Source organism: Gordonia sp. 135, from assembly GCF_009720185.1.
Taxonomy (GTDB): domain Bacteria; phylum Actinomycetota; class Actinomycetes; order Mycobacteriales; family Mycobacteriaceae; genus Gordonia; species Gordonia alkanivorans.
Genome location: NZ_CP046257.1, coordinates 3,253,944 through 3,272,110, shown reverse-complemented (window position 1 = coordinate 3,272,110; position 18,167 = coordinate 3,253,944). Strand labels below are relative to the sequence as shown.

General features: G+C 68.8%; 15 protein-coding genes and 1 riboswitch. Of the genes, 8 read left to right on the top strand and 7 right to left on the bottom strand.

Translation table 11 applies throughout. The features are described from left to right. Positions 1–11: 11 nt before the first annotated feature. Positions 12–1,796, bottom strand: a complete 1,785-nt coding sequence (gene sucB, locus GKZ92_RS14770) for a 2-oxoglutarate dehydrogenase, E2 component, dihydrolipoamide succinyltransferase (RefSeq protein ID WP_006356820.1) — start codon at positions 1,794–1,796, stop codon at positions 12–14. A 218-nt stretch (positions 1,797–2,014) separates the two neighbouring features. Further along, positions 2,015–3,568 (bottom strand): leucyl aminopeptidase, encoded by a 1,554-nt coding sequence (locus GKZ92_RS14765; RefSeq protein ID WP_127962819.1) that lies wholly within the window; start codon positions 3,566–3,568, stop codon positions 2,015–2,017. A gap of 88 nt (positions 3,569–3,656) precedes the next feature. Between GKZ92_RS14765 and gcvT the strand changes: the two genes are divergently transcribed. Further along, positions 3,657–4,760, top strand: coding sequence for a glycine cleavage system aminomethyltransferase GcvT (gcvT, locus tag GKZ92_RS14760; protein WP_006356822.1), 1,104 nt, complete (start codon positions 3,657–3,659; stop codon positions 4,758–4,760). Between the two features lie 88 nt (positions 4,761–4,848). Next, on the top strand, positions 4,849–5,955 hold the full coding sequence (locus tag GKZ92_RS14755; RefSeq protein WP_035752784.1) for a branched-chain amino acid aminotransferase: 1,107 nt from the start codon (positions 4,849–4,851) through the stop codon (positions 5,953–5,955). A 74-nt stretch (positions 5,956–6,029) separates the two neighbouring features. Here the strand turns inward: GKZ92_RS14755 and GKZ92_RS14750 are convergent, their stop codons facing one another. Genes GKZ92_RS14750 through GKZ92_RS14740 form a run of 3 tightly spaced genes read right to left on the bottom strand, consistent with a single transcriptional unit; the run spans position 6,030 to position 9,306 of the window. Then, positions 6,030–6,815 carry an adenosylcobinamide-GDP ribazoletransferase gene (locus GKZ92_RS14750; protein ID WP_040003902.1) on the bottom strand — a complete coding sequence of 262 codons (786 nt, stop codon included), beginning with the start codon at positions 6,813–6,815 and terminating at the stop codon, positions 6,030–6,032. 25 nt (positions 6,816–6,840) lie between these two features. Further along, positions 6,841–8,619 (bottom strand): nicotinate-nucleotide--dimethylbenzimidazole phosphoribosyltransferase, encoded by a 1,779-nt coding sequence (gene cobT, locus GKZ92_RS14745; protein ID WP_006356825.1) that lies wholly within the window; start codon positions 8,617–8,619, stop codon positions 6,841–6,843. 3 nt (positions 8,620–8,622) lie between these two features. Then, positions 8,623–9,306 (bottom strand): DUF3043 domain-containing protein, encoded by a 684-nt coding sequence (locus GKZ92_RS14740; RefSeq protein WP_006356826.1) that lies wholly within the window; start codon positions 9,304–9,306, stop codon positions 8,623–8,625. A 149-nt stretch (positions 9,307–9,455) separates the two neighbouring features. On the opposite strand from GKZ92_RS14740, the gene GKZ92_RS14735 reads away from it, so the two are divergent. From GKZ92_RS14735 to GKZ92_RS14720, 4 genes are all read left to right on the top strand, one after another. Next, positions 9,456–10,526 (top strand): glycerate kinase family protein, encoded by a 1,071-nt coding sequence (locus tag GKZ92_RS14735; protein WP_006356827.1) that lies wholly within the window; start codon positions 9,456–9,458, stop codon positions 10,524–10,526. Positions 10,527–10,746: 220 nt separating this feature from the next. Beyond that, entirely contained in the window at positions 10,747–11,100 is a 354-nt protein-coding gene (locus tag GKZ92_RS14730) for a HesB/IscA family protein (RefSeq protein WP_006356828.1), read from the top strand. A gap of 121 nt (positions 11,101–11,221) precedes the next feature. Next, positions 11,222–12,193, top strand: coding sequence for a carbohydrate kinase family protein (locus tag GKZ92_RS14725; protein WP_187346541.1), 972 nt, complete (start codon positions 11,222–11,224; stop codon positions 12,191–12,193). A 117-nt stretch (positions 12,194–12,310) separates the two neighbouring features. Next, a riboswitch (guanidine-III (ykkC-III) riboswitch) is annotated at positions 12,311–12,378 on the top strand. 11 nt (positions 12,379–12,389) lie between these two features. Further along, positions 12,390–12,704: a DMT family transporter gene (locus GKZ92_RS14720; protein ID WP_035752779.1), complete on the top strand. Its 315-nt coding sequence runs from the start codon at positions 12,390–12,392 to the stop codon at positions 12,702–12,704. A 36-nt stretch (positions 12,705–12,740) separates the two neighbouring features. Here GKZ92_RS14720 and asnB read toward each other — a convergent pair whose 3' ends face one another. Beyond that, positions 12,741–14,666, bottom strand: coding sequence for an asparagine synthase (glutamine-hydrolyzing) (asnB, locus tag GKZ92_RS14715; protein ID WP_006356831.1), 1,926 nt, complete (start codon positions 14,664–14,666; stop codon positions 12,741–12,743). Between the two features lie 332 nt (positions 14,667–14,998). Between asnB and ctaC the strand changes: the two genes are divergently transcribed. Together ctaC and GKZ92_RS14705 are read left to right on the top strand one after the other, a co-directional pair. Next, positions 14,999–16,087, top strand: coding sequence for an aa3-type cytochrome oxidase subunit II (gene ctaC, locus GKZ92_RS14710; protein WP_006356832.1), 1,089 nt, complete (start codon positions 14,999–15,001; stop codon positions 16,085–16,087). 2 nt (positions 16,088–16,089) lie between these two features. After that, on the top strand, positions 16,090–16,506 hold the full coding sequence (locus tag GKZ92_RS14705) for a cytochrome c oxidase subunit 4 (protein ID WP_005200127.1): 417 nt from the start codon (positions 16,090–16,092) through the stop codon (positions 16,504–16,506). A gap of 66 nt (positions 16,507–16,572) precedes the next feature. Here GKZ92_RS14705 and GKZ92_RS14700 read toward each other — a convergent pair whose 3' ends face one another. Further along, on the bottom strand, positions 16,573–18,087 hold the full coding sequence (locus GKZ92_RS14700) for a bifunctional phosphatase PAP2/diacylglycerol kinase family protein (protein ID WP_081474294.1): 1,515 nt from the start codon (positions 18,085–18,087) through the stop codon (positions 16,573–16,575). Between the last annotated feature and the right edge of the window lie 80 nt (positions 18,088–18,167).

The window sequence follows — 18,167 nt, the reverse complement described above, 5'->3', positions numbered from 1 at the left end:
TCGTCGGGTGCCTAGAGGCCCAGGTCCGCGGCGAACGAGGCCTCTTCGAGGCGCTTCTTCACGGTGGTGAGGAAGCGGCCCGCGTCGGCGCCGTCGATGAGGCGGTGATCGTAGGTCAGCGGCAGGTACGACATCGACCGCACCGCGATCGACTCCGAACCGTCCTCGTCGGTGATGACGACCGGACGCTTGACGATCGCACCGGTACCCAGCATCGCCGCCTGCGGCGGGACCAGGATCGGGGTGTCGAACAGGGCGCCCTGGCTACCGATGTTGGTGATGGTGAAGGTGCCGCCGGCGAGCTCGTCGGGCTTGAGGCCGTTGGAGCGTGCACGCGCGGCGATGTCGGCGATGGCGCGGGCGAGGCCGGCCACCGACAGGTCGTCGGCGTTGTGGATGACCGGCGACAGCAGACCCTGTGGGGTGTCGACGGCGATGCCGAGGTGCACCTTGTCGTAGTAGGTGATCTCCTTGGCGTCCTCGTCGATCGACGCGTTGACGTTCGGGTGCGCCTTCAGAGCCTCGACGACCGCCTTGGCGATGAACGGCAGGAAGGTCAGGTTGACACCCTCGGACGCCTTGAAGTTTTCCTTGGCCGCCTTGCGCAGGCTGACGATCTTGCTCATGTCGACCTCGAACACCTGCGTGAGCTGAGCGGACTGCTGCAGCGACTCGCGGGTCTTCTTGGCGGTGATCTGGCGGATCCGGTTGATCTTCTGGGTGGTCCCGCGCAACTCGGCGAGCTCCGGACGGATCTCCGGCGATGCCGACGACGACGAAGAAGATGCGGCGGCGGCCGGCTCTGCCTTCTGCTCCGGGGCGGCGGCCGGCTTCTCGGCGGCCTCGGCCGCGGCCAGCACGTCCTGCTTGCGGATGCGGCCACCGACGCCGGTGCCCTTGATCGAGTTCAGGTCGATGTTGTTCTCCGCGGCCAGCTTGCGCACCAGCGGGGTCACGTACGGCGTCGACTCGACGGTCGGCGGGTTCGACTTCGCCGGGGCCTCGGCCTTCGGCTCTTCCTTGGGCTCGGGCTCGGGCTCCGGTTCCGGCTCGGGCTCTTCCTTCGGTTCTTCCTTGGCCTCCGGCTCGGGCTCGGGCTCCGGCTCGGGCTCGGGCTCCGGCTCGGGCTCCGACTCCTTCTCGGCCGGCGCGGCCGAGGCGTCACCGATGACGGCCAGCTTGCCGCCGACCTCGACGACGTCGTCCTCCTGGGCGAGGATCTCGAGCAGGGTGCCGGCAACCGGCGAGGGGATCTCGGTGTCGACCTTGTCGGTGGAGACCTCGAGCAGCGGTTCGTCCGCGGCGACCTCGTCACCGACGGCCTTGAGCCAGTTGGTCACCGTGCCCTCGGTGACGGACTCGCCGAGCTCCGGCATGAGGACGTCGGTGCCCTCGGCCGAACCGGAACCGGTATCGGCGGTGGGCTTCTCGGCGGGTGCCTCTTCTTCGGTGGACGGCTCCTCGGCCGCCTCCTCGGGCTCGGGCTCCGGAGCGGCCTCGGTGGGCTCGTCGCCCCCGGCCGAATCGTCCGAGCCGGAATCGTCGGAACCGGAATCGTCGGCGTCGCCGATCAGTGCGAGTTCGCCACCGACCTCGACGACGTCGTCCTCCTGGGCGATGATCTTCGTCAGCACGCCCGACGTCGGGGCCGGGATCTCCGTGTCGACCTTGTCGGTCGACACCTCGAGCAAGGGCTCGTCGGCCTCAACGGTGTCGCCCTCCTCCTTCAGCCACCGGGTGACTGTCCCCTCGGTGACACTTTCACCAAGGGCGGGCATCTGGACGGAGAAGGCCATCGTTGTGAACTCCTGAACTCGACGTGGTGGTCTGTAGGGGGTGGCCCGTCGGTGTGTGCTCCGTGGGCACGGGGGTGGGAAGCGGTCAGGGGACCGCCGAGATGGGTGGCGGGTCAGCCACTCATCCCCGCGGATCACCCTACCCGTACGCCGCTCCGCCGACCGGATTCGGCTCGTACTCGCGGGTAACGATTCTCAACCGGCGACGGCATGACATCTCAGCCGTTGGTTGCGATGTCCTCGAGGACTGCCGCGATGGTGCGGACGGGTACGCCCGTGCCGCCCTTGGTGGTGTAGCCCCACGGTCCGCCGGTGTTGAACGCCGGTCCGGCGATGTCGATGTGGGCCCACTGCACGTCCTCCGGGACGAACTCCTTGAGGAAGATGCCCGCGGCGAGCATGCCGCCCCAGCGGTGCGGGGTGACGTTGGCGAGATCTGCGACCCGGGACTTGAGGTCCGCGCGCAGCTCGGCGGGCAGCGGCATCGCCCATGCGTTCTCGCCGACGTCGGCCGACCGGGCGGCGACGCGGTCGCGGAACTCGTCGGTGCCCATGACACCCGGGGTGCGGGTGCCGAGCGCGACCATCTGCGCGCCGGTCAGGGTCGCGGTGTCGATGAGGTAGTCGGGGTCGTCCTCGGCCGCGCGCACGATCGCGTCGGCGAGGATCAGCCGGCCCTCGGCGTCGGTGTTGAGGACCTCGACCGTCCGTCCGCCGTACTGGGTCAGCACGTCGCCGGGACGCTGGGCCGTCGACGACGGCATGTTCTCGGCCATCGGCACGGTCGCGGTGACCGAGACGTCGAGGTCGAGCCGGGCGGCCAGGATGGTCGCGGCGATGACCGCGGCTGCACCGCCCATGTCCGAGGTCATCTGGTCCATGTTCGCGGCCGGCTTGATGGAGATGCCGCCGGTGTCGAAGGTGATGCCCTTGCCGACGAGGGCGACCTTCTTGGTCGCCTTCTTGCCCGTGTGGGTCAGGCGCACCAGGCGGGGGAGACGTGAGGAGCCCTTGCCGACGCCGATGATGCCGCCGTAACCCTGGGCCTCGAGTTCCTTGTCGTCGAGGATCTCGACCTTCAGGCCGGCCTTCGAGCCGAGCGTGCGGGCGCGGGCCGCGAACTCCTCGGGGAACAGGTGGCTCGGCGGGGTGTTGACGAAGTCGCGGGCGATGGCGACGGAGTCCGCGACCGCGATCGCGCGGTCGAGGTCAGCCTTGGCCTCCTTGGACTTCGACTCCACCAGCAGTGTGATGTGTTGCGGCGGTGTCTTCTTCGGCTTCGACGACTCGGAGCGGAACTCGTCGAACCGGTACGCGCCGAGGAACAGGCCCTCGGCGGCGGCGGCGAGGTCGACCGACGAGAGGGTGGTCGCCACCGACTCGAGGCCGTCGAGTTCGCGGGCGACGATGCCGGCAGCCTGACGAACCTGGTCGGCGTCGTCGAGGTTGTCGGCGTCGCCGAGACCGACCGCGACGACGAGGTCGACGGGCAGCGCCTCGGGTGCCGCGAGGCGGGTGACCTCGCCGTGCTTACCAGTGGCGCCGAGGGCCGTCAGTGCGGCGGTGATCGTCGCGGCCTGGGCGTCGTCGAGCACGCCGTCGCCGATGGCGAGCGTCGGTTCGGCGGTGGATTCACCCTTGCCGTCGGCCTTCTCGTCGCCGTCCGGCGCACTGATCAGGCCGATGACCAGGGCGGTGTCGCCCTTGCCGATCGAGGTGGACAGGTCGAATTCGGGGCCGCGTACGCGGTCGACGGTGTCGTTCTTGCTCATCCGCTCAACTCTGCCACAGCGCGCCGGATGTCGACGGTGACCGCGGGACCGGCCCGCCCGGCGGGTGCGGCCCGATACCGTATGGGCCATGAGTGAACTCCTCGCCGGGCCCATCGCCGACCGTCACGCAGCACTCGGTGCGAGTTTCGCCGAGTTCGGCGGCTGGAACATGCCGGTTGCTTATGCGGGCACCGTCGCCGAGCACACCGCGGTCCGTGAGTCGGTGGCGATCTTCGACGTCAGCCACCTCGGCAAGGCGCTGGTGTCGGGTCCCGGCGCCGCCGCGTTCGTGAACTCGACCCTCACCAACGATCTCGGCAAGATCGGTCCCGGGAAGGCGCAGTACACGCTGTGCTGCAACGAATCCGGTGGTGTCGTCGACGACCTCATCACCTATCTGGTGAGCGATGACGAGGTGTTCCTGGTCCCCAACGCGGCGAACACCGCGGCCGTCGTCGCGCAGATGACGGCCGTGGCGCCGGAGGGGATCTCGATCACCGACCAGCACCGCGACTTCGCGGTCCTCGCCGTGCAGGGGCCGCGCTCGCCGGAGGTCCTCACCGGACTCGGCCTGCCCGCCGACATGGAGTACATGGCATTCGCCGATGCCGAGCTGTCCACCGCCGACGGCGACAAGCCGGTCCGCGTGTGCCGCACCGGATACACCGGCGAACGCGGTTACGAGATCCTGCCCCGCTGGGACGACGCCGGCGCCGTCTTCGACGTGCTGCTCGAGGCGATCACCGCGGCGGGTGGGCAGGCCGCCGGCCTGGGTGCCCGCGACACCCTGCGCACCGAGATGGGTTACGCCCTGCACGGTCACGAACTCAACTCGGAGATCACCCCGGTGGAGGCGCGGTCGAGCTGGGCGGTCGGCTGGGACAAGCCGTCGTTCTTCGGCCGCGACGCCCTGCTCGCCGAGAAGGAGGCGGGCCCGGCGCGTCGTCTCTACGGACTGAAGGCGACCGGCCGTGGTGTGCCGCGCGCCGACTGCGCGGTCAAGCTCGGGGACACCCGGATCGGGGTGTGCACCTCCGGGACGTTCTCGCCGACCCTCAAGCAGGGAATCGCGCTCGCGCTGCTGGATACCGCCTCGGGCGTCAAGAAGGGCGATCAGGTGGTCGTCGACGTGCGCGGACGGGATCTCGCCTGCGAGGTCGTCATCCCGCCGTTCGTGCCCTCGCACGTGTGACCGCGGTGTGCCGCAGGTCCATGGGCCCGCCTCGCACGCATCGGACGGGCGCGGAAATGCTTTTGCGGCCAGCGGTACCATGGGCCGCATGACCTTGGAGTTCAACCGTACCGAGCATCCCCATCCGGTGTCGGAGAACCGTCGGGCGGAGATTCTCACCGCCCCGGGATTCGGCCGCTACTTCACCGACAACATGGTGATGGTGGACTACGACGCGGACAAGGGTTGGCACAACGCGCAGGTACGGCCGTACGGACCGATCGCCCTCGATCCCTCGGCGATGGTGCTGCACTACGGTCAAGAGGTCTTCGAAGGTCTCAAGGCCTACCGTCAGCCCAACGGGTCGATCGCCGCCTTCCGCCCGGAGGCCAACGCGGAGCGGATGCAGCGCAGCGCCGAGCGTCTCGCCATGCCGGCGCTCCCGGTCGAGGACTTCATCGAGTCGCTCAAGGCGCTGCTCGACGCCGACAACGCGTGGGTTCCGCCGTCAGGCGGTGAGGAGGCGCTGTACCTGCGGCCCTTCATGTTCGCCTCGCAGGCGGGCCTCGGCGTCAATGCGCCGTCGTCGCAGTACATCTACTCCGTCATCGCCTCGCCGGCCGGCGCCTACTTCTCGGGCGGCATCAAGCCCGTCAGCGTGTGGCTGTCCACCGAGTACGTGCGCGCCGCGCCCGGTGGCACCGGCTTCGCCAAGTGCGGCGGCAACTACGCCGCGGCCTTCCTGGCGCAGCGTCAGGCCACCGAGCAGGGTTGCGACCAGGTCGTGTGGCTCGACGCCATCGAACGCCGCTACATCGAGGAGATGGGCGGCATGAACCTGTTCTTCGTGTTCGGCTCCGGCGCCGACGCCCGCCTCGTGACCCCGGAACTCTCGGGTTCGCTTCTCCCCGGCATCACCCGCTCGTCGCTGCTGACGCTGGCCACCGACGCCGGTTTCGCGGTCGAGGAGCGCAAGATCACCACCGAGGAGCTCCGCAAGGGTGTCGCCTCGGGAGACATCACCGAGGTCTTCGCCTGTGGCACCGCCGCGGTGATCACCCCGGTCGGTCACGTCAAGGGTGTGGGCGAGGACTACACGATCAACAACGGTCAGACCGGTGAGGTCACCCAGGCCCTCCGCGACACCCTCACGGGCATCCAGCGCGGCACCTTCGCCGATACCCACGGGTGGATGACGGAGCTGTACCGGGCCTGAGTCCGACCGCAGCACAGACGTTTCTGGCGCCACGATCCGCTGATCGTGGCGCCAGAACCATTCTGGGCGGCGATTCAGATGAGCAGGCCGACGAGGGCGAGGGCGACACCGAGTTCGATGGTCGCCCCCAGCACGTCGCCGTTGAGACCGCCCATGCGTCGCGCGCAGTGCCGCGTGAAGACCCACGCGAACACCACGACCGCGAGAACGACGACGAGCGCCTGTACCACCGCGGCGGCGTCGAATCCATTGTCGCGCAATCCGATCGGGACCGTGGCTACGGCGGCGAGAAGACCCCACACCGAGATCGACAACCGCTGCGTGCCGGCGACGAGGGCGCCGAAGCCGTTCGGATGAGCCGGGGAGATCGATCGCCGGGTACCGACCACAGCTCCCAGCCGTCCCAGGGCAATGGCGAAAGCGAGCTCGTACCAACGGGATTCGCTGACGAGGCCGGTCGACCCGGCGGCCTGTACGCCCAGTGTGAGCACCAGGGTCGCGACGCCGAACGGACCGACCGTGCCGCTGCGCATGACCTCGGCGATCCGCTCCGGCGGTCCGTAACAACCGAGTCCGTCGGCGGTGTCGGCCAGGCCGTCGAGATGCATTCCCCGCGTGAGCGCCGCGGTCAGGACGACGACGAGAGCGCCGATGAGTGCGGTGGGGAGGTCGGTGAACGACACCCCGAACGCGAGGGCCGCCGCTGCGGCACCCACCACGATGCCGACGACGGGGAGTGCGGACATCACCGCACCGCCCACCGCGCGATCCGGTGTCTCCTCCGCATCGGCCCCCGTACCGACGGGGAGGACGGTCATCCAGCTCAACGCGGTCCGGACCGCCCGCAGCGGCGACGTCATCGCGCGACCGGACATGTCGTGGGTGTCAGGACGACTCGGCGGCTTCGGGAACGGCCGCGTCGTCGCGGTCGGTCACCCCGGCCTCGGCGAAGGTCGCCATCGAGATGAGGATGTCGGCGGCCGACTGCACGACCGGCAGCGCCAGGACCGCGCCACTGCCCTCGCCGAGGCGCATCGACAGGTCGAGGACCGGTTCGAGATCGAGGTGATCGAGCGCGATCTGATGCGCGGGCTCCACCGAGCGGTGCCCGGCGATCCACCAGCGCATGGCGCCGGGTGCGAGTTCGTTGGCGACCATCGCGGCCGCGGTGATCACGACGCCGTCGAGGATGACGGGCGTGCGCCGGAGCGCGGCCTGCGCGAGGAAACCCGCGGTGGCCGTCAGGTCGGCGCCACCGACGGCGGCGAGGAGGGCGAGCGGGTCGTGCACGACCTTGCGGGCCCGGCGCATGCCGTCGCGGATCGCGGCGGTCTTCCGCATCCAGCCGTGGTCGTCGACACCTGTTCCGCGCCCGACGATCTCGACCGGCTCGCGTCGCGTGAGCGCACCGATCAGGACGGTTGCCGGGGTGGTGTTGCCGATGCCCATCTCGCCGGCGATCAGCAGGTCGCTGCCGGAGTCGATGAGCCGATCGGCGATCGCCCGGCCGGCGGCCAGCGCCGCGCGGGCCTCGGCGAGGGTGATCGAGTCGGTGGTGCGTAGATCCTCGCTGCTGCGGCGGACTTTGAACGTCGAGAGATGGGGAGATGTGTCGGCGTCGACGGACATGTCCACGACCATCACCGTGGCTCCGACACGAGCGGCCATCACGTTGACCGCGGCGCCACCCGAGGAGATGTTGGCGACCATCTGCGCGGTGACCTCGGGCGGGAACGCCGACACACCGCCGCGCGCGACGCCGTGATCGCCGGCGAAGACGGCGACGCTCGGCGAGGTGATCGGCGCGGGCGGGCACTGCCCCTGGCACGCGGAGATCCAGACCCCGATCTCCTCGAGGCGTCCCAGCGAACCCGGCGGCTTGGTCAGCGTCTTCTGGCGCTCGCGGGCCTCGAAGGCGACCGCCTCGCTCGGGGGCGTGATCGGTCCGAAGACCTCGGCGTCGGTGGGATCGGGGAGCTCGGCGGCGGTCGTGACGGGTGTGGGCTCGTCGACAGGTCCGGGCGTGACCGGGGCGGGAGTCGCCACCGGTGCCGTCGGGACCGGCGCGACGGCGGGTGCGGGTGCCGCGGAAACCGTTGCACCGGTGTGGTCTTCGGCAGACGGGTCGGCGGGCAGGTCGAGTACGCGGCCGGCGACCACGAGAGACACCCGGTCGCACGCCTGTGCCACCGCCGAGTTCAGAGTGCCCAGCAGGTCCTGGAACAACCGGCCCGCCGGCGTCGGGGGAACCAGCGAGAGCCCGACCTCGGAACTGATCAGCACCACGTCGGCGTTCATCGCCCGCAGCGAGTCGCAGAGTTCGGTGATGTCGGCGTCGAGGTCGATCCCCGAACCCGATTCCCAGCCGTCGACGGCGTCGATCCGCGCGGTGAGCCAGCTGCCGAGGTCGTCGACCAGGGCCGGGATGTCGGGTGCCGCGCGGAGGGCCTCGGCGAGGTCGGTGGTCTCGATTGTCGTGTAGCGGGCGTCCCGACGCTGCCTGTGCGTGTTGACCCGCGCCGTCCACTCGGCGTCGGACGTGGTCACCGGACCGGTGGCCAGGTACCGGATCTGCTGATGCGCGCGGAGCAGCGACTCGCCGTGGGCGGATTTACCCGAACGCACACCGCCCAGGACGAGTGTGCGCGTAGCGCGATCGGCCATCGATCAGACTTCGTCGCCGCGCGACACCGAGGGCTTGGGCGCACGCATCTTCCGGAGCTGCATCGCACGGGTGAACGCGTACCAGCCGAGCTTGAAACCGCCGTCCTGCGAGTCGGGATAGCGTTCGGCCACACGGCGATTCACCAGACGGCCCAGGATGAAGCCGTCGACGGCCATCAGGACGACGAAGGCGACGAGGATCAGGTTGGTGAGCGCGGCTGCCTGCGGAACCATGAACATCAGCACGATCAGCAGGATCGCGAACGGCATGAACAGGCCTGCGAAGTTGCGGCGCGCGTCGACGATGTCGCGGGTGTAACGACGGACCGGGCCCTTGTCGCGAGGCATGAGGTAGGCCTCGTCGCCCTCCATCATCCGCTCGCGCTGCTCGAGGCGCTTGGCGCGGCGCTCCGCGGCGAGCTGCTTCTTCTCGTCCTTGGAGAGCGTGTTCTTCAGTTCCTTCTTGCGCGCGCGGGCCTCGGACCGGGTGGTCGGCGGCGGCGCGACGGGCCCACGGCGCTTCTCGGCCTCACGACGCTTGGGGGTCGGGCGGCCCTTTCCGGGGGTGGTCTTGCTGCCCTTGGCCGGCGCGGAGTCCTCGGTGGCCGCGTCGTCGGCGGCGTACGTGGTCACCGTGCTCTCGCCGGATTCCTCCGACGTCTCGTCCTTCTTCCATGGCAGCTTCACGCCTACGAGGGTAAGTGATCGTGGTCGCGGTCGAAACGCGTGGTCGTCGCTTTTCGGTGGACCCTCGCGGGCGCCCGAATCGGTCACCCTGCCGGGTGGCCACGGCGCTCCTATACTTCGTGCTCATGACCCGGGACGGAAGTCGGCGTTTGCGCATCCTGATCGCGCCGGACTCCTTCGGCGACACCATGTCCGCCGTCGTGGCCGCGAACGCCATCTCCCGCGGCTGGGCGGCCGCCCGGCCCGACGACTCCCTCGTCCGCGCACCGCAATCCGACGGCGGTCCGGGGTTCGTCGACGTCCTGGCCTCGCGATTCGGCACCCTCGTCACCGAGGACGTGCACGGTCCGCTCGGCGCGGGCGTCACCGCGCGCTGGCTCTTCGACGCCGCGTCGTCGACCGCATACGTCGAATGCGCCCAGGCCTGCGGTCTTCATCAACTGGGCGGCCGGCCGACCCCGCGGACCGCGGTCGCCGCCACCACACACGGTGTCGGCGAACTCGTCGCGGCGGCCCTGGCGCGCGGCGCACGACGCCTCGTCGTCGGACTCGGCGGCAGCTCCACCACCGACGGCGGCGCGGGACTCGTCGACGCCCTCGGCGGCCCGGAAGCGGCGCGCGAGCGACTCACCGGGGTCGAGATCGTCGTGGCCTCGGATGTGGAGAATCCGCTGCTCGGTGCGCTGGGTGCGGCCACGGTGTTCGGGCCGCAGAAGGGCGCCGACCCCGAGACCGTCGAACTCCTCGAGAAGCGGCTCACCGAGTGGTCGGTCACACTGAACGAGCTCGCCGGACGGGACATCACCGCCGACGCCGGTGCGGGTGCCGCGGGCGGGCTCGGCGCCGCGCTTCTCGCCCTGGGCGGTGGTCGCGTGTCCGGGGCGACCGTCGTCGCCGACGCCACCGACCTGACCGACGACGTCGCGGCCGCCGACCTCGTCATCACCGGCGAGGGCAAGTTCGACGCCCAGACACTCCGCGGGAAGGTCGTATCGGCCCTGCACCACGCCGCGTCGACATCGGGCGCAGGGGGTGCCGGCGCGCGGACCCTGGTACTCGCGGGACAGGTCGCGCTGTCCCCGGCCGAGGTCGAGGAGGCCGGGATCGCGGGTGCGCACGCCATCGTCGACGTCGCCGGTTCGGTCGAGGTCGCGATGAGCGACGCCGAGAACCAGCTCGTGAAGCTTGCGGAGGCGGTTGCCGGCTCTTTCGCAAGGTGATTTTCTCCTGCCGGTCGGGCAGGCGACGAGCGTGCGACGAGCCGCATGGAAACCAGGTCCGAATAGGCGGGAATAGTCCTGGAAGGAGTACGGTTGTACGCACGGGCACAACCGGTCGACCTCCCGGCGAGCGGGGTGTTTCCCGATCATGCGCGGGCAGAGGGCTCCGCGACGTGATCGGACCACGTCACACCGGGACCACACCACTACAGGAGCATCAATGACCGTGCAGAACGAAACGAGCACTGCCACCGGCATCATCCTGAGCGACGCAGCCGCCGCCAAGGCCAAGGCACTGCTCGAGCAGGAAGGTCGCGACGACCTCGCGCTGCGCATCGCCGTGCAGCCGGGTGGATGCGCTGGTCTGCGCTACCAGCTCTTCTTCGACGATCGCACCCTCGACGGCGACATCACCTCGGACTTCGGCGGCGTCACGCTGGCCGTCGACCGCATGAGTGCTCCCTACGTCCAGGGCGCCACCATCGACTTCGTCGACACCATCGAGAAGCAGGGCTTCACCATCGACAACCCGAACGCCACCGGCAGCTGCGCCTGCGGTGACTCGTTCAACTGAGTCGAACACGTCTTCCGACACCGGCCGTATCCCGATTCGGGATGCGGCCGGTGTCGTGTGTCGGGGGAGTGGGTAGCGTGGACAGCTGTCCGACCAACCAACCGAAGGGCTGAGAACGCCAGTGGCAATCGTTGTATGCGGCTCCATCGCAACCGACCATCTGATGAAGTTCCCCGGAAAGTTCTCCGAGCAGCTGCTCGGCGATCACCTCGAGCACATCTCTCTCAGCTTCCTCGTGGAGGACCTCGTCGTCCGGCGCGGCGGCGTCGGGGGCAACATCTGCTACGCCATGGGCCAGCTCGGCGGTAACCCCGTGCTCGTCGGCGCGGTCGGCTCGGACTTCCACGACTACCGCAAGTGGCTCGAGTCCAACGGCGTCGACTGCCGTGGCGTCCGGGTCTCCGAGACCCATCACACCGCTCGCTTCATGTGCACCACCGACGAAACGATGGCGCAGCTCGCCACGTTCTACGCGGGCGCCATGAGTGAGAGTCGCGACATCTCGCTGGCCGACGTCATCGCCGAGACCGGGACGCCGGAACTCGTGCTGATCGGCGCCGACGACCCGGCGGGCATGCTCAGCCACACCGAGGCCTGCCGTGCCGCCGGTATCCCGTTCGCCGCCGATCCCAGCCAGCAGCTCGCCCGCCTCGACGGCGAACAGGCCCGGACGCTCATCGAAGGTGCCGACTACCTGTTCACCAACGAGTACGAGTGGGGCCTGCTGCGCCAGAAGACCGGCCTGTCCGAGACGCAGGTCGCCGAGATGGTCGGCGTGCGCGTCACCACCCTCGGCAAGGACGGCGTCGAGATCGTCGAGCGCGACGGTACGAGCATCCACGTCGGGGTGGTCCCGGAGACCGAGAAGGTCGACCCGACGGGCGTCGGCGACGGGTTCCGCGCCGGCTTCCTGTCCGCGCTGTCCAAGGGGCTCGGCTTCGAGCGCGCCGCTCAGGTCGGCTCGATGGTCGCCGTGCTGGTGCTCGAGACGGTGTCGACGCAGGACTGGTCCTGGGACATCGAGTCCGCACTCGCCCGTATCGAGGGTGCATACGGTGCCGAGGCCGCGGCGGAGATCAAAGCCGCCTTCTGAGAACCTCTTTCGGAACGGGTGGCGCGGGCTTCGGCCTGTGCCACCCGTTTTCGTCGTTTCCGCCGGCGGTGACCGGTCTGACATTGCCGTCGTGATCGACGGTGTGCCAACGTGGAGGCAGAGTCCGTTCTACTGGACTCCCGGACGAGGGGTGCTGTACCCGGTGTGCGACAAGACGGCCCGCAGGGAGGCTGTCATGTCATGGTTGATCCTGGTGCTGTCCGGTGTCTTCGAGGCCGTCTGGGCCACCGCGCTCGGCAAGTCCGAGGGATTCACCAAGCTCGCGCCGTCCGTGGTCTTCTTCGTGGCACTCGCCATCAGCATGGCCGGTCTGGCATACGCGATGCGCGACCTGCCGGTGGGTACCGCCTACGCGGTCTGGGTCGGCATCGGCGCGGTGCTGACCGTCGTCTACGCGATGTTGACCGGTGAGCAACCCGTTTCGCTGATTCAGGCGCTGTGCCTGGTGATGATCGTCGGTGGCGTGGTCGGCCTCAAACTGGCCCACTGACGCGTTCTCCGGGGCGCTTTTCGGCGAGGCGCGGTACTAGAGGCGGACCGGGTACGTGTGGTCGACGATGTCCGGCACGATCGTGCCCTCGACGAAGATCCCGTGCCAGATCATGAAGATCAGCACCGTCCACAGACGACGGCTGTTGTCCACCACGCCTTCCCGGTGCTCGTTGAGCATCGCGATGACCGCGTTCTTGTCGAAGATGTGGTCGGTCTGGCTCTTGACGATCGTGTCGTGGGCCCAGTCGTACATCTCGGTGCCGGCGAGCCAATGGCGGATCGGGACCGGGAAGCCGAGCTTCTTGCGGTGCAAGACGTGCGCCGGGACGATCTGCTCGAGCGCCTTGCGCAGGGCGTACTTGGTGGTGCCGTGCGCGATCTTCTCGTCGTGGGGGAGGCGCTCGGCGACCGCGAAGACCTCGGGGTCGAGGAACGGAACGCGGAGCTCGAGGGAGTTGGCCATCGTGATCTTGTCGGCCTTCACCAGGATGTCGCCGCGCAGCCACGTGAAGAGATCGAGGTGCTGCATGCGGGCCACCGGGTCCCAGCCCTCGCTCATCGCGTAGATCGGGGCGGTGACGTCGGTGTGGGTCCAATCGGGGCGGTAGTCGCGCAGCACCGCGCGGAGCCGCGCATCGTCGAAGCTGCGGGCGTTGCCGTAGTAGCGCTCCTCGAGGGTGAGCGAACCGCGGTGCAGCAGGCTCTTGCCGCGGGTGCCCTCCGGGATGCGGTCGGAGATCTTGCCGGCCGCCCGGCGCAGCGGGCGGGGGAGACGGTCGAACGCCGCGAGGGAGAGCGGTTCCTTGTAGATGGTGTAGCCGCCGAACAGTTCGTCGGCGCCCTCACCCGACAGCACGACCTTGACGTGCTTGCGTGCCTCGGCCGCGACGAAGTAGAGCGGGACCAGGGCGGGGTCGGCGACCGGGTCGTCGAGGTACCACACGATCGAGGGCAGCGCCTCGATGAACTCCGACGGTCCGACGACCTTCACCACGTGCTTCGCGCCGATCGCCTCCGCCGACTCGGCGGCGACGTCGACCTCCGAATAGCCCTCGCGCTCGAAGCCGGTGGTGAAGGTGATCAGGTCGGGGTTGTGGCGGATCGCCAGCGCGGCGATGGCCGTCGAGTCGATGCCGCCAGACAGGAACGAGCCGACGGTCACATCGGCACGCATGTGCTTGGCGACCGAGTCCGCCAGGACGTCGGCGATCTCGTCGTAGCGCTTCTGACGTGTGGCGTCGGTGAACGGCTTCACGCCGAACTGCGGCGTGAAGTAGCGGCGGATCGACAGCGGGCCGCCGGGGGAGGCGGTCGCGTGGCAACCCGACTCGAGCCGGCGGATCGACGCGTGAATGGTCTCGGGTTCGGGGACGTACTGCAGCACGGTGTAGTGCTCGACGGCCCGCGGGTCCAGGTCCTTCGACAGGCCCACGCGTTCGATGAGCTCGAGGAGTGACTTCTTCTCGCTGCCGAAGACGAGTCCGCCCGGACCCGACGCGACGAACAGCGGCTTGATGCCGAACGGATCACGCGCGAGGAACAGCGAGCGATTCTCGGTATCCCAGATGGCGAACGCGAACATGCCGCGGAGACGGCGCACGGCGTCGGGACCCCAGTGGTGAAAAGCTGCGACGATGGCTTCGCCGTCGCCCTCGGTGCGGAAGATCGCACCCTCGTCCTTGGTGAGCTCGGCGCGGATCTCCAGGTAGTTGTAGATCTCGCCGTTGAAGACCAGGGCGTACCGGTTCGGGTTCTCCGGCGGGCCCCAGCGCAGCGGCTGGTGGGAGTGCTCGATGTCGATGATCGACAGGCGGTTGAAGCCGAAGACGATGTTCTCGTCGTGCCAGGTGCCGGGCTCGTCGGGGCCGCGATGCCGCATGCAGTGCGAGGCCACCGCCACCGCGTCGACGACCTCGGCGGCCGTCCGGTCGGAAGTCAGAAGGCCGAGCAGACCACACACGTTGGCTTCTCCCCAATCTCGTCGCGAGCACAGGTCCCGACGGGCGTCGGGTCGCGTCCGAGTATGCCTGAGCCACCAGCGGGATTCCGACCTGGAGGGCTCGGACACGACCGGATCAAACCCCAATCACGAAAGCTTCTCCCGGTTGGTCTACGCTGCGTAGTACTAGGTGCAAGGCTCTCGTCGTGTGTCCACGGCGGGTACTTGCCCTTGCAGGTCATGTGGCATGCACTCACTGCGGCGCGAGGGCGCCGGTGAGCGAGCAGGAAGGCGTGAAATTGGCACACGGTGGACGGCCCCGAGCGCGGCGTGTCTCATCCGCGTCGCAGACGATGAAGCGACTGGGAATCGTCGTCGCTCTCGGACTCGGCGCACTGCTGATGTCGGGATGTGACGCCAATGAGGCGATGCGTTTCGGTTGGCCCGAGGGCGTCACGCCCCAGGGTAAGAAGATGGTCGATCTCTGGACCTGGTCCGTCATCGCCGCACTCGTGATGGGCATTCTGGTCTGGGCCCTGATCTTCTGGACGATCACGTTCCATCGTGCGAACGACGCCAAGAAGGGCGTCTTCCCGCGTCAGACGGCGTACAACGTCCCGTTGGAGCTCACCTATACGGCCATCCCGTTCGTCATCATCGCGGTGCTGTTCTACTTCACCGTGATCGTGCAGAACGACGTCGAGGGCAAGAACGACGACTCCAAGGTCGTGGTCGATGTCACGGCGTTCCAGTGGAACTGGAAGTTCGGTTACAACAAGGTCATCTTCAGCGACGGATCGACCTACGACGGCTTCGAGGCCGCGGGTAACCCGTTCCAGGTCCAGGAGCAGGCCGGCAAGGCCGTCGCCGAGCCCGAGGTCGAGGGTGAGCACGGTGGCGAGCTGCCCGGCCCCGCCGGCGGCCGTGACGACGACATCCGCGACTACCTGAAGTTCGACAAGATCGAGACCCTCGGATCGTCGACGGAGATCCCCGTCCTGGTGCTTCCGACCGGCAAGCGCATCGAGTTCAACATCGCCTCGGCCGACGTCGTCCACTCGTTCTGGGTACCGGAGTTCCTGTACAAGCGCGACGTGATGCCGTTCCCGAAGGAGAACTCGACCGACCCGATCTTCCAGATCGGCTCGATCGACCGGACCGGAGCATTCGTCGGTCGCTGCGCCGAGATGTGCGGCACCTACCACTCGATGATGAACTTCGAGGTCCGCGCGGTCTCTCCCGAGGACTTCGACAGCTACATCCGTTTCCGTCAGTCGAACCCCGAGGCCACCAACGCCGAGGCGCTCGCGTCGATCTGCCAGGCTCCGGAAGCCGTCACCACGGTTCCCTTCGACAGCCGCCGCAAGTCCGACGGTTCGGTGACCGCATCCGGCAACCCGGATGACCCGACCCTCGCCAACTGCACCAAGAAGGAGAGCTGACGATGAAGATCGAAGCCCGACTCTTCGAGATGTTGACAGCCTTCTTCGCGCTGACCGGTGTCGCGTACACCCTCTTCACCGCGTTCACCAGCAAGGGCATCGAGTGGGTCGGCGTCGTCGGCCTGTTCTTCGCAGCGGGCCTGACGCTCATCGCCGGCACGTTCTTCCGGTTCGTGTCGCGGCGCGTCGAGATCCGCCCCGAGGACTACGAAGATGCCGAGATCGAGGACGGCGCCGGCGAGCTGGGCTTCTTCAGCCCGCATTCCTGGTGGCCCATCCTGATCGCCCTCGGCGCCTCCACCTTCGCCGTCGGCTTCGCCTCCGGCAACTGGTGGCTCGCGATCTTCGCGGCCGTGGCGATCATGGGTGCTGCCGCCGGTCTCGTCTTCGAGTACCACGTCGGTCCCGAGAAGCACTGAGCGCTCGCAAGAACCAGTACAGACGACGCCCCACCTCCAGGGTGGGGCGTCGTCTTTTTGTCTGTGTCAGCGGCTTTGGGGGACCGTCGGATCATCGGCGCACGGGACGTACACCTTGAGTCTGCGGTAGTCCACACGAAAGTGGGCGTCGGTGAAGCTGTCCTCGACCTCACCGTCGTGGGACACGGCCACCGGGCCGCCGACGGCGGTGAACCGGAATTCGGGGACCTGCATCTCGTGGTACAGCCGGGAGCGCTCGAGACGGCCGGCAGCGAGAGATCCCAAGAGCCGCAGAGTCGCCCAGCGGTGACCGGTCTCCAGGATCCGGACGTCGAGCAGGCCGTCGTCGAGCCGTAGGCGCCGCGTGGGGAGGAATCCCGTGGGCTGGTAGATCGAGTTGCCGATCAGGAACAGGGAGACGTCGAGGATCCGTCCGTCGACCTCGATGCAGACGTGGGCGTCCTGGCGGATCACCCGGAAGATCGCGGTGGCGGTGGCGAGCGGACGGCTGATGCGATGCCGGAGACGCTCCCTGATTCGCACGAAATGCGGGTACGCGCCGATGCTCGCCGTGTTCAGGATCAGCCGGGAGTCGTTGAGCCACACCGCGTCGACCCGGGACACCGAACCGGTGGCGATGGCACCGACGGTGTCCTCGACCGTGCCACAACCGATGTCGCGCGCGAAGTGGTTGAAGGTACCGGCCGGGAACACCGCGAGCGGCAGGTCCGCGTCGATGGCCGCGCGCGCCGCACAGGCGGCCGTGCCGTCTCCGCCGGCGACGCCGAGGATCGACGCGTGCGCCGCGGCTTCGGCGAATACCGTTGCGACGTCGTCATCTTCGCCGAGCTCGACGATCTCGACCGCGGGAAGGGCGTCCCGGATGTCATCCAGAACCCGACGACCCCGTCCGTCCGACGAGGCAGGGTTCACGACCACGACGAGACCGGCGCCGTCCGGGCGCGGCTCCGCCTCGACGACCGTCGGGTCGGCGAGAGATATCGACGGGCGGGTGATCGGGGGTACGACCCGGGTTCCCAGTGTCGCGACCGTGGCACCGATTCCGAGCCCGACCACGACATCACCGGGGTAGTGGGCGCCGGTCGCGACGCGGGAGAGTCCGACGAGGCCGGCCAGCGCCGACAGCAGCAGACCTGCGGGCGGACTCTCGACAGCCACCCCCACCGCGAAGGCTGCGGCGCTGGCGGAGTGTCCGGAGGGAAACGAGCTCGACGTCGGTTGCCGACGTCCGCGACGAGGGACCGGAATGAGCCCCGGAGAAGGACGTGCACGGCGTCGAATCCGCTTGGCGCCCTGATTGGTCACGAGACTGGTGACGGCCAGCGAGGCCACTCCTCGGGCGGCTCCCCGCTGGAGTGACGGCCGGCCGGAGACGGCCAGACCGGCTGCGATCGCCATCCAGAGTTTCGAGTGGTCGGCAGCATGGGTCAGCACCGGCATCGTCTTGTCCAGCAGCGGGCTCGGCGACCGGGCGATCGTGTCGTAGATCTCGGCGTCGAGAGTGCCCATCCCGCGGGTGATCTGGGACAGGCCGGAACCACGATGTCGTAACCGGCGCATGGTGTCCACCGTGCCACATCCGCGCCGTGTCCGTCGGAGCCGACGGGCCCGGCATGGTGGGGGAGGGGAGCGGGACAAAA

Coding starts and splice junctions, on each gene's coding strand:
- sucB (WP_006356820.1), bottom strand. CDS start 1,796: ATGGCCTTCTCCGTCCAGATGCCCGCCCTTGGTGAAAGTGTCACCGAG.
- GKZ92_RS14765 (WP_127962819.1), bottom strand. CDS start 3,568: ATGAGCAAGAACGACACCGTCGACCGCGTACGCGGCCCCGAATTCGAC.
- gcvT (WP_006356822.1), top strand. CDS start 3,657: ATGAGTGAACTCCTCGCCGGGCCCATCGCCGACCGTCACGCAGCACTC.
- GKZ92_RS14755 (WP_035752784.1), top strand. CDS start 4,849: ATGACCTTGGAGTTCAACCGTACCGAGCATCCCCATCCGGTGTCGGAG.
- GKZ92_RS14750 (WP_040003902.1), bottom strand. CDS start 6,815: ATGACGTCGCCGCTGCGGGCGGTCCGGACCGCGTTGAGCTGGATGACC.
- cobT (WP_006356825.1), bottom strand. CDS start 8,619: ATGGCCGATCGCGCTACGCGCACACTCGTCCTGGGCGGTGTGCGTTCG.
- GKZ92_RS14730 (WP_006356828.1), top strand. CDS start 10,747: ATGACCGTGCAGAACGAAACGAGCACTGCCACCGGCATCATCCTGAGC.
- GKZ92_RS14720 (WP_035752779.1), top strand. CDS start 12,390: ATGTCATGGTTGATCCTGGTGCTGTCCGGTGTCTTCGAGGCCGTCTGG.
- ctaC (WP_006356832.1), top strand. CDS start 14,999: ATGAAGCGACTGGGAATCGTCGTCGCTCTCGGACTCGGCGCACTGCTG.
- GKZ92_RS14705 (WP_005200127.1), top strand. CDS start 16,090: ATGAAGATCGAAGCCCGACTCTTCGAGATGTTGACAGCCTTCTTCGCG.
- GKZ92_RS14700 (WP_081474294.1), bottom strand. CDS start 18,087: ATGCGCCGGTTACGACATCGTGGTTCCGGCCTGTCCCAGATCACCCGC.